Origin of the sequence: Marinobacter sp. DUT-3 (genome assembly GCF_050379435.1) — a bacterium.
GTDB lineage: Bacteria > Pseudomonadota > Gammaproteobacteria > Pseudomonadales > Oleiphilaceae > Marinobacter.
Genome location: NZ_JBNRMG010000001.1, coordinates 897,045 through 913,078 on the forward strand (window position 1 = coordinate 897,045; position 16,034 = coordinate 913,078).

Sequence of the window (16,034 nt, forward strand, 5' to 3'; positions counted from 1 at the left end):
CGTCTTCTCCTGATGTATATACACTATAGATCGCCAATAAAACCACAAAGGAAGCCATCGATGCGCTCCACCACCTCATCGCCTTGCAATATGCGGCGATGTCCCAATGCCCTGGTTTCCAATAAATGGCATGACGGAAAACGCTGATGTAACTGCAACGCCTCAGAAAACGGAATTTCCTTGTCTTCCAGGTCATGAACGATCATGACAGGTTGGGTGATATGTTCAGCCAGACCTGTCATATCAAGGTCACTGATTGCTATCCCGACATGGGATTCAACCGATGCCAGAAAGCGTTTTTCGGCTAATGCACCCAGCCCGAGAAATGCCGAGAATCGAGTCAGGATACCGTGGAAATGAGCGGGACCGGAGATTAGGACCAAGCGCTCTATTGAACGATCATGTGCCTGCACATAGCAAAGCACCCCGGCCCCCATCGAATGCCCAATGGCTGCATGTACAGGCTCACCAATGAAGGCCAATGCGGCCCGGACTGCCTCGATAAACTTGCCTGGGTGAGATTCCGGAGCCGCGGACATCCCATGGCCGGGCGGATGTACGGCATAGAACGTAAACAGTGACCGGTCTAACCGGCCCAGCAGCGGGGCGAATTGTGATACACGCCCTTCCCACCCATGAACAAACAGCACCTTCAACGGGCCGCCCTGCCATATCGACAAGTGTGTTTCATTACCCAGCGCCAATTCCCGGTCTGGCTCGGGCATGTCGAGTTCCCAGCTCTTCGGGGTACCTTTGCGGGGACTCATCATTAACTTACGTGCAACATTGGATGCCTGGGTAGGAACCAGGCGACTAAATCCGCCAAACCCTACCCTGAACATCTTCTCCGCCATACTCATCGCTTTCACCTCAGCTTCACTCGACCGATTTTTAACTATAGTGCATATACACTATGAAACTTGAAACCGGATCGCAAGCACTTTTCCACCCCTATCCTATTTGTCGCGGGATCTCTTTCGTCGTTAGGCAGGCAGTCAATGCAGACTGCCGGTAAAGATCAAAGGTTTGATTTCAGGGAGGCGCTGAAGCCCTGCAGCTTTTCGACAACACTGGACCACTCTTCCGTTCCCGCCATGTCGACAAATGCCTGATGCGCTTCATTCCACTTCACGGAGGCTTCTTTATAAACCCGTTTTCCCTCTTGTGTCAGGCTCAGTTCCAGAGAGCGATTGTGTCCGCTTGAGCGGGTCTGCAATAAGCCTTTATCAATCATCTTGTCCACCGTCCGCTGTAGAGACGTGCGTTCCATGCCCAGAGTCTCAGCCAGATGGTGTATCGAGTCTGGCGTGAAAAGCGTAATAGCATTCATGATCGTGAACTGGGTGACCATCAAACCGGTCGGACGAAGATAGGCGTTGTAATGGCGGGTAACCAGACGTGAAAACACCCTGGAGTGTAAAGCCGCACACTGTTGTGCGATGGCCATTGGATCAGGTGTATCGATTGCCTGTTCGCCTGTTGAGCTCATACCTACCCCTTGCCCCTCGGTTTGCGTCATTTAAAACGGCCAATGCTGCATATACACTATATTGTCGTGACTAACACCTGTGTTGTCTAGTGGCCCGCCTGGCTCAGTAGGTTAACGAATCAGCCAGACGGGTCACCAGCCCCGCCGTTTTTATCAGCTACACGCCGACGGAAGCAGCTTGGCTTCCACATTCTGCCCAAAACAAACCCAACTGATTTCGCCTTCGACAACTTCGGGTTCCAGTATTATGTACTGCGACTCTCCACTGGCATCCGTCCCCACTTCGATACCAATCAGGCCGTTTTCATAGATATCTATCTCATATCCCAGATCAGGATCCGATAGGGTTGGCTGCGCATACCCCAACTCGTTCATGGTGGTCGGCCACGCCTGGTTCTCATAGCCATAGGCGGTGACCTGCTCCTGAACGGGTTGGGCTGCTGAATACGCTGAGGAATAGCGCGCCCGATCCTGAAACTCCTGATAGGCCGGGATGGCAACAGCGGCGAGCACACCGATGATCGCTATCGTCACAATCAGAGAGGCCGCACCACCGGCTCCCCCGCCCACCCGCGGCACAAACATCGAGAGAAACCAGGCAAATCCGTGGCGGCGCGGGTGTTTTATCTGCCGGCCTTGCGACACGGCAACCGCGGTCGCCATGCGCTTGGTCAGCCAGGGGTAGTCACCAGTCAGCTCGTTGAACGACATCCAGAACCCGTTGGTGGTGGCCACCTGATTGATATAGGCATCGACGTTAATTGTTTTCCAACGCGTATCACCCGCCGCGATCGCGGCAATCGCAGCCTTGATATCGCCTTCGGACTGGCAACAGGCAACTCCGTACCGGTCACAGGTGTATTCCTCCGCACGACGCAATGCCGGGCCTACAATAGGCAACAGCGAGCCCGGCATTACAAAAGTACGCCACGACAAGTGCTTGCGGTGAATATGCCCAAGTTCATGCCCAATATAGAAATCGATCGCATCTGGTTGATCTTCAAGGGCATCTATAACATCCGTGAACAACACGACGAAATGCCGGCCCAGAAATTTTGTGGCCAGGGCGTTAAAGAAGTCCGTGCGCAGCAGGTAAGCCTCCGGGATCTCCTTGACCCCGACCTTTTCACAGCTCCGAACCAGGCGCTCATACAGATCGGGATACTGATCCTGACTGATCCGCACGCCAGACCCTTTCAGGTGGGAAATAAATGCCGAATGGGCAAACAGAAAAAACAGATAACCGAGGAGCAGATACAACAAGGCGATGCCCAGGGTACCCACAATCAGCGCCAGCCAGAATATGGCGGAAAACACCGCCGCAATGATCAGCAATGGTTTTTCATTTTTATAAACCAGATCCATCCCAGTCCCTCAATTAGATGACTACAGGGTGACAGAGCCACATCCAGGCTCCACGAATGCACGACCGGAAGAAAGCACGGGGCAACGAACACAAGGTGTCCTTGGAGCCGGGGTCATTGAGGTGCTTCCATGCAGTAGACTTCGGAAGTATAGGAACAGAGTATGAGCGAGTCTATCGGGATGTCTTGAAGCTTGATCAAGTTCGCTTATCATTCAGTAAATACAGATGATTGGATGGGCTCCCGGCATTTCAATATTATTGATGGGTCGATTTTTTTTCAAAGCGCGAATAAAGGGACATCAGATCAAGTGACAAACGCGACTATCAACATCAACGCTGAGCCCTCTACGCCCGAACAGTTTGAGTATATTGAGCTTGATCACACCGAAATGAACGGTGCATCAGCGCTCCCCCGCGAGACGGCTCTGGCCATCAGCTACAACGGTATCAGTCAGGCCGTGATGATGGTGTCGCCGGGCAACTTCGAGGATTTTATCCGGGGCTTCAGTCTCACCAGCGATGTCGTTCACTCCCTGGATGAGATTTACGATATCCAGGTAACGGAGTCCGGTGACTCTCATCGCGCTGAAGTGGCCATATCCAGCCGCGCGTTCTGGGCGTTGAAGCGTTCCCGCAGGCAATTGGCCGGAACCAGTGGCTGCGGAATCTGTGGCACGGACGCCATTGACCAGGCACTGCCGCAACTTACCGGGCTTACGCATACGCCTATCCCAAACGCCGACCTTTTCGGAGATCTTCGCGATAGGATCTCGGTGGCACAACAGGTGGGCCGACACAGCGGCGCGCTGCACGCCGCGCTATATATCGATACGAAAGGACATGTCCGACTCTGTCGCGAAGACATTGGCCGCCACAACGCCCTGGACAAGCTCATCGGAGCGATGATCAATGCTGGCCAGAATCCCCGTGACGGTTTTGTGGTCGTGACCAGTCGCTGTAGCCTGGAGCTCATTCACAAAGCCGTGCGGGCGCAGATCGGAACGCTCGTAAGCTTATCCGCACCCACCGCCCTGACCGTTCAATGGGCCCGTCGATACGGTCTGAATCTGATCCATGTTCCCCATCACAGCGCGCCAAGAGTATACAGCCCTGCCCCAGGCTGACGGAGAACCGGGACCAGGGTGAGCCTGGAACGAAAGGTCTGTCAGCAAACAGCTGACGTCGGGATCAGGTTGCTCGGCGCAGCCCTCTCCAACTTGATCGCAATGAATTTTGAAGTGGGAGTAAAAGTGCGATCACCATAGCTATCCAGTGGCACCAGCGGGTTGGTTTCCGGGTAATAGGCAGCGGCCTGCCCTGGTGGCGTGTCATAGGCAACCAGCAGGAAATCAGACACGCGGCGCTTCCGCCCGTCATCCCAGAGCGATACCAAATCCACCTTGTCACCGGGCTCAAACCCAAGCCGACGTATATCGTCCGCATTCACGAAAATGACGTCACGCAGTCCGAATACCCCTCGATAGCGATCGTCCAATCCATACAAGGTTGTGTTGTACTGATCATGTGAACGCATCGTCTGGAGAATCAGGTCTGGCTTTTCTCCCTGTTGCAGCACACCTTCATTGACCAGTTCCCCGGGCAGAACGCTGGGGGTAAACCGGGCTTTCCCGCTACCGGTTTCCCATAGCCGTTGGGCTGCGGGGTTCGCCAGATGGAACCCCTCTGGGTGTTTTAACTTATCGTTGAAGCGTTCAAAGCCTGGAATCGTGTCCGCAATCAGATCCCGTATACGGCTGTAATCCGCGACCGTGTGTTCCCAGTCGATGGGATGGTTGCCAAGGGTCGCACGGGCCATACCCGCGATGATGGCGGGTTCCGACCGGAGGTGTGGGGATCGCGGTTTGAGCTGGCCGTAGGAGATGTGAACCATACTGAAAGTGTCCTCGACGGTGACGCCTTGAGGGCCCTCCGCCTGCAGGTCAATCTCGGTGCGCCCCAGACACGGCAGTATCAGCGAATCCCGACCTGTGACCAGGTGAGACCGATTCAGTTTGGTCGCGATGTTAACGGTCAGGTCACAGTTACGCAGCGCATCGTGGGTGCGTGGGCTGTCGGGTGTCGCCTGTGCAAAGTTCCCTCCCAACGCTATGAATACCTTTGCCCGTTTCTCCTCCATGGCCTTGATCGCGAGCACGGTGTTGTGGCCATGCAGTCGTGGCACGTAAAACCGGAAACGCCGCTCCAGCGAGTCAAGTAGCCACTCTGGAGGCTGCTCATCAATACCCATGGTGCGGTCGCCCTGAACATTACTATGGCCCCGCACCGGGCACAGGCCAGCACCTGGCTTGCCTATGTTTCCCCGTAACAGCTGAAGGTTGATAATTTCCTGCACCGTCGCTACGGAATGGCGATGCTGCGTGATACCCATCGCCCAGCACATAATGACGCGCTCGGCACGCCGATACATTTGTGCGGCAAGCTCCAGGTCATCAAGGCTCAATCCGGATTGCTCCACGATGTGTTCCCAGCTCGTCGCATCGACTACCGACAGATACTCATCAAGCCCAGATGTGTGCTCGCTTATGAACTCATGGTCGAACACGGGCGGCTGGCCCTGGTCTTTTGCTTCACGCTTCCCTTCACGCTCCCAAGTAAGCAGGAACTTGGCGATGCCCCGCATGACAGCCATATCGCCCCCCAGCGCGGGCCGGAAATAAGCCGTACTGGTCGGCTCCGAGCCGTTACTCAGCATTTCAAACGGGTGTTGCGGGTGCTGGAATCGCTCCAGGCCACGTTCCTTTAGTGGATTGAGACAAACAACCTGCGCACCACGCTCAACCGCTTCACGAAGCGGTTCCAACATACGGGGGTGGTTGGTACCGGGATTCTGGCCAATCACGAAGATGGCATCGGCCTGCTCGAAATCCTCAAAAACCACGGTGCCCTTACCTACCCCGATGCTCTCTGTCATGCCCACACCACTGGCCTCGTGGCACATGTTTGAGCAGTCAGGGAAGTTATTGGTGCCAAATGCACGAACAAACAACTGGTATAGAAAAGCCGCCTCATTGCTTGCCCGGCCGGAGGTATAGAACTCCGCCTGATCGGGCGACTCCAGGCTTTGCAGGTGTCGGGCGATCAGGGTGAACGCTTCGTCCCATGTTGTTTCGACATAATGATCGGTCGTCGCATCGTAACGCAAGGGATGCGTCAGCCGCCCCTGATACTCAAGCCAGTAATCCGTGTGGCGAGCCAGATCCGATACGCTGTGTCTGGCAAAGAAAGCGGGATCGACGGAACGACCTGAAGCCTCCCAGTTCACGGCTTTGGCGCCATTTTCGCAGAACTTCACCAACCCACTTTCCGGAGACTCCCCCCAGGCACAGCCAGGGCAGTCAAATCCGGTATTCTGGTTGGTTTTTAGCATTGCCCGGATGTTCCTGACGGCATTCTCACTCCCCAACCAGCTCCTGGTCACGCTTTTCAGCGCCCCCCAGCCGGCAGCCGGGCCGTCGTAACTTTTTATGTGCTCGTTATCGCTCATCCGGGCTCCTGAGTTTTCCGCCAAAGGTTATTCTTTTATATTTCTTTTTAATCTCAGTATCTAATCGAAATAAATGAATGAGTGATAAGGGCCCTCTATTGTCAGCATTTGCTCATTCATGGGTGATAGGCAAGAATCAGAACAAACGGGGAAGCGCTGGCTGAATTGGCGGCCCCCAAACTATCGTCAGGTGCCCATGGATATCAAACAGCTCAAGTTTCTTATTGCTCTGGATAAAACCCGCCACTTCGGGAAGGCAGCAGAGCTTTGTCATGTCACCCAGCCTACCCTGTCAATGCGTCTGCGCGCCCTGGAAGATGAATTGAATCTTGTTCTTGTCGCACGTGGCCAACGTTTCGAAGGGTTTACTGAAGCCGGTGAACGAGTGCTGGCCTGGGCCCGAACCATGTTGGCCGCCTATGACGGACTGCAGGCGGAAGCGGCGAACTGCAGCGGGCAACTGGTAGGGAAACTGAGGCTTGGAATGGTTCCCCTGGCCAGCCTTAATCCCATGGACCTGGTGAAACCGCTGATTCAGCAATACCCGGAGCTGCACTTTGAGTTGCTATCAATGAGTTCGGAGCAGATCATCGATGGATTAAGTCGTAATCAGCTCGATCTGGGTTTGTGTTATCTCGACCACATCAACACCGATCACTTCGAAGCAATCGAACTGACCTCTACCAGTATGGGATTGCTGCACGATGCACGTTATTTCCAGTTTGATCAGGCGGAGTTGACGTGGGAATCCCTCAATGACATTCCCCTCGGGATGCTGACAAGGGGAATGCACTATCGGCAATCCATCGCTTTAAGCTTCAGAAGCCGCGGGCTCGATCCACATCCCAAACTGGAAAGCGACTCCACCTTTCAACTGATACAGGCGGTCAGTGCCGGTATCTGTTGTGCCATCATGCCGCTTCAAGTCGGTATGGAAGCGCTGAACGATAACCTGCGTATGATGCCAATTTCCGGTGCACACACAGCGGCGCCCATGGGCATATTGATGCGCCGAACCGAGCCACGGTCGGCGCTGGCAGAAAAGTGCTTTGAAGAGGCCCGGTCAATTTTCGCCCCTGGGAACGCCTGAAACCACAGGGGGCTAACTTTGTTACGGACTTACTGGCTTGCATGCTTCATAAGCGCAGGAACCCCACTTCTGGCATTGGCCTGCGTTGCAAGGATGCGCTCCTCCGAAGATGCGTATTTCTCATCCCACTCCAGGACCTTTGGCGTCATGAGCTTGTGCCAGAGCGGCGGGATCATCGCGACCACAATGGTGGTGAGGTAACCACTAATCATCATCGGTGAGTCGGGGAACGGCTTCAGGTTCTGATAAGGCACCTCGCCCTGGGCGTGATGATGAGAATGGCGGGTCAGGTTAAACATGGTCCAGGAACTGATGCGTTTGTTGGTATTCCAGGAATGCCTTGGTTGCACCGGCGTTTCGGGATGACGGACCATGCCGTAATGCTCCATGTAGTTAACGATCTCGAGCAAGGCCTTCCCCCAGAGTGCGCAGGCTATGAAATACACCATGGCGCCAAAGCCTCCCATGGCGAAGGCAGCAGCCACGAGCATTGCGCTCATCAGATGTCCCCGGATCACCGCATTACGCCAGGACAATACCGAGTGACCTTTACGCCTGAGCCGGCGTTGCTCGATATTCCAGGCGCTGACGTTGCCTTTCAGGGTGGATGCCAGGACGTGGTGATAAACGTTTCGTCCGCGTGGGGCCGTCGCCGGGTCTTCGGTGGTCGACACGTAGCGGTGGTGCCCGTAGACGTGCTCAATGGAAAACACTGTGTCGAAACTGAATGCCAGCAACCAGCGTCCAATCAACATGGATACCGGGTCCCAGGTTCTGTGGGTCAGCTCGTGACCGGTAATGGTGCCGATGATTCCAATCATCAGTCCGGTCAGTACGACACCGAAGATGTGGTGAATAAAGGGCGTGGCATCGCGGGCCGCGATCGCATCGTAGTCCGTCAGTTCCGTGATCAGGGCGCCAAACCCGGCGATATCCGTTGCACTGAAGCTCCAGACGGAAGCGAAAACGATCAGACACAACAACGGCAGCGCCATCCACAGCTGTACGGTCAATATTGTGGGGTGTCTGAATTCCGGTGTGGTGGTGTCATCACCACAAAGGGCGTCACCGGCAATGTAGATCACCAAGACCGCCAACAGTCCCAGGCTGATCCAATGGCCTCCAGCCACCAGAGACACGAAAGACAGGAGGCCGATGCCGTGAAAGAAAAAGAACTTCAGATAGTGGAATAACATCATATTTCAACTCCCTAAAATTTATGATTATTTGATCAGACAGCCAGAACCGGATCGGCAGAGTTCAGAAGGGCATCCCGCGTGGTTGTAAATCGATCCGCATAAATGCTTGTCCGCTTGACGCCACCTTCAATAAGCTTGGCTTCGGCGGCATCGATCATGCCTGGTGGCCCACACAGATAGGCTTCCGATCCTTGCAATGAAAGCGCAGGGATGACGTCGGTCACCCGTCCGCGGGCGCCGGTCCAATCCGAACGTTCGTCTTCCCGGGATAAAACAGGGATGAACCTGAAGGCGGCTGACCATTTGAGCGCGAGATCCCGAATGTCATCCAACCGGTACAGATCCTGTTGAGACTTGGCGCCGAACAACAAGGTCACCGGCCGGTGGCTCTGCCCTTCCACAGCATCTTTCAGCAGCGCCAGGATCGGCGCGAGACCGCTGCCACCAGCGATCAGAATCAATGGGGCATCTGATGGACGTAACCAGAACTCCCCTGCCGGGCCATCCACCATAACGGTGTGGCCCAGCAAGTCCTGATCATTCACTTCCGTTGAGAACAGGCCGCCGGGCACTTTGCGCACGAAGAAGGAAAGCGTCGCGTCCATCTGAGAGGGCGTGGCAAAGGAATAGCTCCTGGCCAGTCCCGGTAACGAATCCATGGACAGATCGGCGTACTGGCCGGCTTTGTAATTCAGTGTCTGATCGAGCTGTAGCTTGAGGTGCGTAATATCGTGGGTTAATCGCTCCTGCAGAACCACCCGTCCAGGAACCGTCTTGCGCTGCTTTTGTGCCGTCAGGTCCACCGCAATGGTGACGTCGCTCGTCGGGATACTCTGGCAAGCCAGGATATACCCCTGATCGAGTTCGTCGTCACTGAGGATATAGCCAATGTCCGTCAGCTCTTTCACGGTCCCTTTGACCAGGCGGCATTTGCAGGACGCGCAGCCCCCGACACGACAACTGTGCGGGAAATCGATGTCCTCCCTCAGTGCGGCGTGCAGGATCGTTTCTTTCTGAAATACCTGGACGGCTTCCCCGTTAATCTCTGCGCAGTGTTCTTTCGGTGCACTCTTCCTGAATAAAGAAAACATGATCTGCCCCCGTTTTTGTTCTCACGGGTTACATGCTAGTGTCCCTCATCGAAATTAGCGGGGTCATTTATTGACATCCATGGGTGATAAATTGACAATCATCAAATGTCGAACTCGAAAATCACCCTGCCCAATCACTACATCCTCCAGATCATCAATATCGTCGCGGATCTTGGTGTCCCGACAGAGGGCTGGCTGCGGCATCTGGGAATTAATCCTGATGAGTCGGAAGAATCCCTGATCACCATGCCCTGGGCAACGTTCCGGCAACTCCTGTTGGACGCTGGCCGATTCTGCAATGACAAGGCGCTGGGATTACTGATCGGGGAACGGCTGCTGATCAATACCCACGGCATTCTTGGCTACGCAGCGCTGAGCAGTGGCTCGACCCGGCAGGTGGTGGAGTTACTGGAACGTTATCTCGTGCTGAGGACCGATCTGGTGACAATGGAGTCGGTCCAACAGGGCGACCGGTTATGGGTGAGCTTCTACGAGAACCGGCCGCTGGAGGACATTCGCCGACCGGTGACCGAGGCCATTGTCCTGGCGATTCGGAACATTCTGGACTTCACGACCATGGGGACCTGCGACATCCGCGAGGTCACCTTTCCCTTTGATGGTGATGAAAAGCTGGCGGCAGCGATGTTTCGCTGTTCGGTCGCCTACAACCAGGACTCAGCCGGCTTTTCCCTGCCCCTGGCAACCATTGACCAACCTCTGAAACTCGCGAATACCGTCAGCTTTCAGGAAGGGTTGAAAGTCTGTCAGCAGGAACTGGAGAAACTATCCTCGGAACAAACCTGGGCTGTGCGCGTGCGCCGGATCATGTTGCAGAGTACCCATGGCTTCCCCTCGCTGGAAATGACCGCGAGGCGGTTCCATGTCACACCAAGAACCCTCCACCGCCGCCTGATCGAGGAAGGCACATCGTACAGGGACATTCTTGAGGATGTCCGCCACCAGCTCGCAACCCGTTACCTGGAAACCGGACAGATGACCGTGCAGGAAATCTCCTACGCGCTGGGCTACTCGGATATCGCCAATTTCCGGAAGGCGTTCAAGCGCTGGGAGTCTGTGCCCCCGTCTATGTATAAGGTACCACTCTCCTCATAGCGCCATAGCGTCCGTCTTTGGTGCCAATGACCGGTGCAGTGGATTTACGGATGATGATGTACAGCTAACGCCTCCAATACGGGGATGATCGCTCGGTTGTCATTTAATAACCCCAATGTGTCATTAAATAACCCGGCTCCAGCCTCAGCGCGCCGGTACCATACGTAAAGGCCGACTCGGTCTGCGGATTTCAGGACCATGAGTCAACAAAAGAACAACAAGGGGCGCGTGCCAGGTTATTCACTCCTGGCGGTTACGTGGCAAGAACAGGAATGCTATGAGTAACTATGATTTTGACTACCTGATCATTGGCTCCGGTTTCGGGGGGAGCGTTTCGGCACACCGGCTGGCGGAAAAGGGCTATTCGGTGGCCGTTATGGAAATGGGTAAGCGCTGGCGCGCCGAGGATTTTCCCGAATCCAACTGGAACGCCCGCCGTTTTTACTGGCGGCCCCGCCTTGGCCTGAAAGGCTTCTTTAACCTGCGCCCTTTCCGTCATGTGATGGTGATCTGCGGCAACGCCGTTGGTGGTGGCTCGATCACCTACGCCAATACCTTGCTGGTGCCACCGGACTCCATCTGGGGCGAAGGCACCTGGGCTGGCCTGTCAAACTGGACCGAGGAGATGCCGGCCCACTTTTCCGAGGCGGAGCGCATGCTGGGCGTTACCGAGAACGAATTGTTTGGCCCTGCCGACAATCTGCTGAAAGAGATGGCTGAGCTCGAAGGCGTTGGCGATACGTTCAAGCCCACACGAGTGGCCACGTTCTTCCCTCCCAAGGGTGAATCCGGCGGCGAAACCCATCCTGATCCCTACTTTGGCGGCGAAGGTCCCGAGCGCGCTACCTGTACCGGTTGCGGTGGTTGTATGACCGGTTGTCGCTATAACGCCAAGAACACCCTGGACAAGAATTACCTGTACTTCGCCGAGAAGAACGGCGCTAAGGTTTTCGAGGAAACCCGCGTCGTAGACGTGCAGCCTCTGAATGGCCATGACGATGGCCGTGACGGCTATGAAGTAACCACGGAGTGCTCAACCGCCCGATTCAACAAACAGCGCCGGACGTTCCGTGCCGGTCGCGTCGTTTTCGCGGCCTCCTCCCTGGGCACCCAGGAGCTGCTGTTCAAGCTCAAACAGAACGGCTCGCTGCCGAATATTTCCGATGACCTGGGCAATCGGGTCCGGACCAACGCGGAATCCGTGCTTGGTATACGCTTCCCTGGCAAGGAGGTCGACATGAGTCCCGGCGTGGCCATTGGTTCGGGCATCCACATCGATAAACACACCCACATTGAAGCCACCCGTTACGGTAACGGGCACGACCTGAACAGCACCCTGACCGCGCTGATGGTCGGTGGCGAAGGGCCTATGCGTATCCTGCACTGGCTATGGGCGCTGCTGCGCCATCCGGTGACCTTTTTCCGGGCCGCCAACCCCTTTGGCTGGGCGCGACAGTCAATGATCTTCCTGGTCATGCAGACCGTGGATGCCTCTCTGTCGATGCGCCTGAAGCGCCGCTGGTACTGGCCTTTCAGCAAGCTGCTGTGCAGCGAAGGCGACCGGATTCCGACCAACATCCCGCAAGCCAACGAGTTTACGAAGAAGATGGCCGCGCATTTCAATGGCATCCCGTTCACTACGGCTACGGAAATTTTCTTTAACGTGCCATTCACTGCACACTGCATGGGTGGTTGTGCCATGGCCGACAGCCCTGAGCACGGCGTCATTGACGCGCAAAACCGTGTGTTCAACTACCAGAATCTCTATGTCGTTGACGGTTCGATGCTAGGCGCCAACCTGGGCGTTAATCCGAGCCTGACAATCACTGCACTGGCTGAACGTGCCATGAGCTTTATCCCCCCAAAGGAGGATTCCAGAAATGGAAACGGTTAAACAAGACATCCCCAACCGTGAAATCACGGCCACCAACCCCGCAAACGGCGAGACGCTGGGCACCCTCCCCCACACGCTGCCCGGTCGGATTCCCGCGATCTTCGATCAGGCCAGGGCGGCCCAGGCCGTATGGGCAGAGCGTTCCTTTGCCGAACGTCGCCAGCATATGAAGAAAATGCGGGACTATATCCGTGACAATGCCGACGAACTGGCCCGCATCGTCAGTGAAAGCAACGGCAAGACCCGTATGGACGCCCTGGCGACCGAGGTATTGCCCTGCCTGATGGCCTGTGACTGGTATGGCAAGAACGCGGCCGGTGTTCTGAAGCCCGAATACCGCGGCCCCTCCAGCCTGCTATGGATTGGCAAGCGCTCGGAAATCCGTCACGAACCGCTGGGTGTGGTGGGCATCGTCAGCCCCTGGAACTACCCGTTGTCCATTCCTTTCGGCGAAGTGGTCATGGGCCTGATGGCCGGGAACGCCATCGTCCTGAAAGTAGCCGCCGCCACACCGCTGGTTGGTAAGGCCATCGAGGATATCGTGGCCGCCGCTGAGCTGCCGGATGGCCTGTTCCACCATATCGTCGGTTCCGGCGGGCAGGTGTCCAGCGCGATGTTTGATAATGGCATCGACAAGCTGTTTTTCACAGGCTCCGTGCCCACAGGCAAACAGATCATGGCCCAGGCCGCCGCCACGCTGACCCCGGTCTCGCTGGAACTCGGCGGAAAGGACCCGATGATTGTCCTGGACGATGCAGACCTGGAGCGGGCTGCCAATGGCGCCGCCTGGGCTGGCTATCAAAACGCCGGACAATCCTGTGGTGGAGTTGAGCGGGTCTATGTTCATGAGTCGGTGTATCACCGGTTTGTGGAGCTGATGGCAGAGAAAACACAGGCGTTACGCCACGGTGTTCCAGATGACCAGTACTCCGTGGACATTGGTTCTATGACCACCGCCAAACAACGCCAGTTCGTCGAAGGACAGCTCGCCGAAGCAGTCAAGGACGGAGCGAAGATCGTGGCCCAGTCCCGGGCTGTCAGCGATCAGCAAGGCGAATTCCATCCCGCCACCCTGGTGACGGATGTGCATCACGACATGGCCCTGATGCGTGAAGAAACCTTTGGCCCGGTGATACCTGTTATGTCATTCAAGACCGAGGATGAAGCGGTGACCCTGGCCAATGACTGCACCATGGCCCTGACCGCTTCCATCTGGACACGCAACACCAGCCGGGGAAAGAAACTGGCGGATCGTATTAACGGTGGCGTGGTCGCCATTAACGATCATCTCTACACGCACGGCATGTCCGACCTGCCCTGGGGCGGCCCCCGGGAGTCCGGCATTGGTCGTACCCACGGCCCGGAGGGGCTACTGGAGATGACCCGCCCCAAAGTGGTGAACTGGGACTGGCTGAAAGCCAAACGCAACCTGTGGTGGTACCCGCAGGATGAGGCCAGTCACAACGCTATTCACAGCGCATTGCACCTGGTGGCGCCCCGTTCGCCAGTCGACTTTGTACGGGCAAGTTTGCGCGTAATGCCAGCGATGATCCGTAAAATGTACTTCTGACGGCTCACCCCGTGAGTAACGGGACGGATCACGACCTTGCCCTGATCCGTCCCCTGGAAGATGAGTCCCATCAAAACACGATTGTTCCTATGGTATCGGAACAATCTCTTATACTTAGCTCGCTCACCATCGCCGACAATAGCATCCTTATTTTCCACCCAATACGGAAACAAAGGCCTGTTGTCCATGCATTCTTCAGAACCCGGGTATTCCCCCGCAAAAATCATGTTGATCGTGTTTTCCCTTGCGATGGGCGGGTTCGGGATCGGTACCGGAGAGTTCGCCATTATGGGGCTGATGCCCAGTGTGGCGCAGGATCTTGGGGTTACGGAACCACAGGTCGGGCATCTTATCAGTGCTTATGCCCTCGGTGTTGTGGTTGGCGCCCCTGTGCTGGCCATCATTGGCGCACGGTTCTATCGTCGACACCTGCTGATCGCGCTCATGGGCTTCTATGCCCTGGGCAACCTGGCAAGCGCCCTGGCGAGCGATTATGGCTCATTGCTGATTTTCCGGTTCATCGCGGGATTGCCACACGGCGCCTATTTCGGAGTTGCGGCATTGGTGGCTGCCTCTCTGGTTCCGGCCAACCAGCGTGCCAAAGCTGTTAGTCAGGTGATGATGGGGCTGACACTGGCCTTGCTGCTGGGAAACCCGCTCGCCACGGCGCTCGGCCAACACCTGGACTGGCGCTACGCCTTCGGCTTCGTTGGAGCGATAGCCACACTGACTGCGTTGATGATTATCGTTTTCCTGCCCCTGGACCGCCAGGAAGAAAAACAAAGCCCGCTGTCCGAGATCAAGGCCTTCAATCGGGCGAAAATCTGGTATCCGCTGGCCATCGGATCCATCGGCTTTGCAGGCATGTTCTGCGTGTTCAGTTACCTGGCACCGACACTGTTGCACGTAACGGACGTGGATGCGTTCTGGATACCGGTTGCACTGGCAGTATTCGGCCTCGGCGGGTTCGTGGGTAACATCCTTGGTGGCTGGTTATTTGACCGTCTGCGGTTTCAAGCCGTTGGCTGGATGCTGCTGTGGAGTACCGGCATGCTGTTGCTGTACCCCTACGCGACGGAATCCATCTGGACCCTGCTGATTGTCTGCTTCCTGGTCGCTTTGATGGTGGCCCTGGGACCGGCCCTGCAAACTCACCTGATGGATGTGGCCGGTGGTGCCCAGACCCTGGCTGCTGCTTCCCATCATGCGGCGTTCAATGTCGCTAACGCACTGGGACCTTGGCTGGGTGGACTGGCCATAAGCGCCGGCCTGGGCTGGCAATCCACTGGTTACGTGGGCGCCGCAACGGCGGTAGCGGGGCTGGCCATTTTCCTGATGGCGTGGCGCCAACAATCAGGTGAAGCGGAGCCGGATTCCCTGGAGCGGCAATCGGCGATGTAGATTCAGAACAGACCCGGTGCTGCGTGCGTCGCCGGGCACCGGTCGTTCAGTACTTCCAGAATGGCGTTTTCCGACGTTGTTCAACAACATCTGGTGAGATTCCAACGTCCAACAGCAGGCGGGGGTCAGTGGTATGAACGAGGTGGAGGAAATCACGCTTCATTCTCCACCCTTTATACAATGAGGCAGCTTTTTTCATATCAATCATCCATTCATAGGTAACGACAAAGGGCAAGCCGTAACCGGCTTTCATTAGTTACCTATGTTATAAAAAAAGCCTTACCGACCCTATACTTGGAAACCACTACGGCGCGTG

13 protein-coding genes are annotated in these 16,034 nt (G+C 56.0%); 6 read left to right on the forward strand and 7 right to left on the reverse strand.

Annotation, left to right across the window (positions count from 1 at the left end):
- Positions 1-23 precede the first annotated feature (23 nt).
- From ACQUWM_RS04020 to ACQUWM_RS04030, 3 genes are all read right to left on the reverse strand, one after another.
- Complete coding sequence (locus ACQUWM_RS04020) at positions 24-860, reverse strand: alpha/beta fold hydrolase (protein ID WP_428921256.1); 837 nt, start codon at positions 858-860, stop codon at positions 24-26.
- A gap of 158 nt (positions 861-1,018) precedes the next feature.
- Complete coding sequence (locus ACQUWM_RS04025) at positions 1,019-1,489, reverse strand: MarR family winged helix-turn-helix transcriptional regulator (protein ID WP_406984432.1); 471 nt, start codon at positions 1,487-1,489, stop codon at positions 1,019-1,021.
- 153 nt (positions 1,490-1,642) lie between these two features.
- Complete coding sequence (locus tag ACQUWM_RS04030; protein WP_407000634.1) at positions 1,643-2,854, reverse strand: M48 family metalloprotease; 1,212 nt, start codon at positions 2,852-2,854, stop codon at positions 1,643-1,645.
- Positions 2,855-3,163: 309 nt separating this feature from the next.
- On the opposite strand from ACQUWM_RS04030, the gene fdhD reads away from it, so the two are divergent.
- A complete protein-coding gene (gene fdhD, locus ACQUWM_RS04035) occupies positions 3,164-3,979 on the forward strand; it encodes a formate dehydrogenase accessory sulfurtransferase FdhD (protein ID WP_428921257.1) in 816 nt (271 codons plus the stop codon).
- A gap of 41 nt (positions 3,980-4,020) precedes the next feature.
- Here the strand turns inward: fdhD and ACQUWM_RS04040 are convergent, their stop codons facing one another.
- Positions 4,021-6,360 (reverse strand): FdhF/YdeP family oxidoreductase, encoded by a 2,340-nt coding sequence (locus ACQUWM_RS04040; protein ID WP_428921258.1) that lies wholly within the window; start codon positions 6,358-6,360, stop codon positions 4,021-4,023.
- A 196-nt stretch (positions 6,361-6,556) separates the two neighbouring features.
- On the opposite strand from ACQUWM_RS04040, the gene ACQUWM_RS04045 reads away from it, so the two are divergent.
- Entirely contained in the window at positions 6,557-7,450 is an 894-nt protein-coding gene (locus ACQUWM_RS04045) for a LysR family transcriptional regulator (protein WP_428921259.1), read from the forward strand.
- Between the two features lie 29 nt (positions 7,451-7,479).
- Here ACQUWM_RS04045 and ACQUWM_RS04050 read toward each other — a convergent pair whose 3' ends face one another.
- A complete protein-coding gene (locus ACQUWM_RS04050) occupies positions 7,480-8,649 on the reverse strand; it encodes an alkane 1-monooxygenase (RefSeq protein WP_428921260.1) in 1,170 nt (389 codons plus the stop codon).
- A 32-nt stretch (positions 8,650-8,681) separates the two neighbouring features.
- Positions 8,682-9,740 carry a 2Fe-2S iron-sulfur cluster-binding protein gene (locus tag ACQUWM_RS04055; RefSeq protein WP_428921261.1) on the reverse strand — a complete coding sequence of 353 codons (1,059 nt, stop codon included), beginning with the start codon at positions 9,738-9,740 and terminating at the stop codon, positions 8,682-8,684.
- A 105-nt stretch (positions 9,741-9,845) separates the two neighbouring features.
- Between ACQUWM_RS04055 and ACQUWM_RS04060 the strand changes: the two genes are divergently transcribed.
- The 4 genes from ACQUWM_RS04060 to ACQUWM_RS04075 all read left to right on the forward strand — a co-directional run bounded on the left by ACQUWM_RS04060 (position 9,846) and on the right by ACQUWM_RS04075 (position 15,718).
- Entirely contained in the window at positions 9,846-10,853 is a 1,008-nt protein-coding gene (locus ACQUWM_RS04060) for an AraC family transcriptional regulator (RefSeq protein ID WP_428921262.1), read from the forward strand.
- A gap of 277 nt (positions 10,854-11,130) precedes the next feature.
- Entirely contained in the window at positions 11,131-12,747 is a 1,617-nt protein-coding gene (locus ACQUWM_RS04065) for a GMC oxidoreductase (protein ID WP_428921263.1), read from the forward strand.
- Positions 12,734-14,317, forward strand: a complete 1,584-nt coding sequence (locus ACQUWM_RS04070) for an aldehyde dehydrogenase family protein (RefSeq protein ID WP_407000642.1) — start codon at positions 12,734-12,736, stop codon at positions 14,315-14,317. Before ACQUWM_RS04065 ends, ACQUWM_RS04070 begins: the two co-directional genes overlap by 14 nt.
- A 186-nt stretch (positions 14,318-14,503) precedes the next feature.
- Complete coding sequence (locus ACQUWM_RS04075) at positions 14,504-15,718, forward strand: MFS transporter (protein WP_428921264.1); 1,215 nt, start codon at positions 14,504-14,506, stop codon at positions 15,716-15,718.
- Positions 15,719-15,764: 46 nt separating this feature from the next.
- On the opposite strand, the gene ACQUWM_RS04080 is transcribed toward ACQUWM_RS04075, so the two are convergent.
- Positions 15,765-15,971 carry a hypothetical protein gene (locus tag ACQUWM_RS04080; protein WP_407000644.1) on the reverse strand — a complete coding sequence of 69 codons (207 nt, stop codon included), beginning with the start codon at positions 15,969-15,971 and terminating at the stop codon, positions 15,765-15,767.
- Positions 15,972-16,034: the final 63 nt, after the last annotated feature.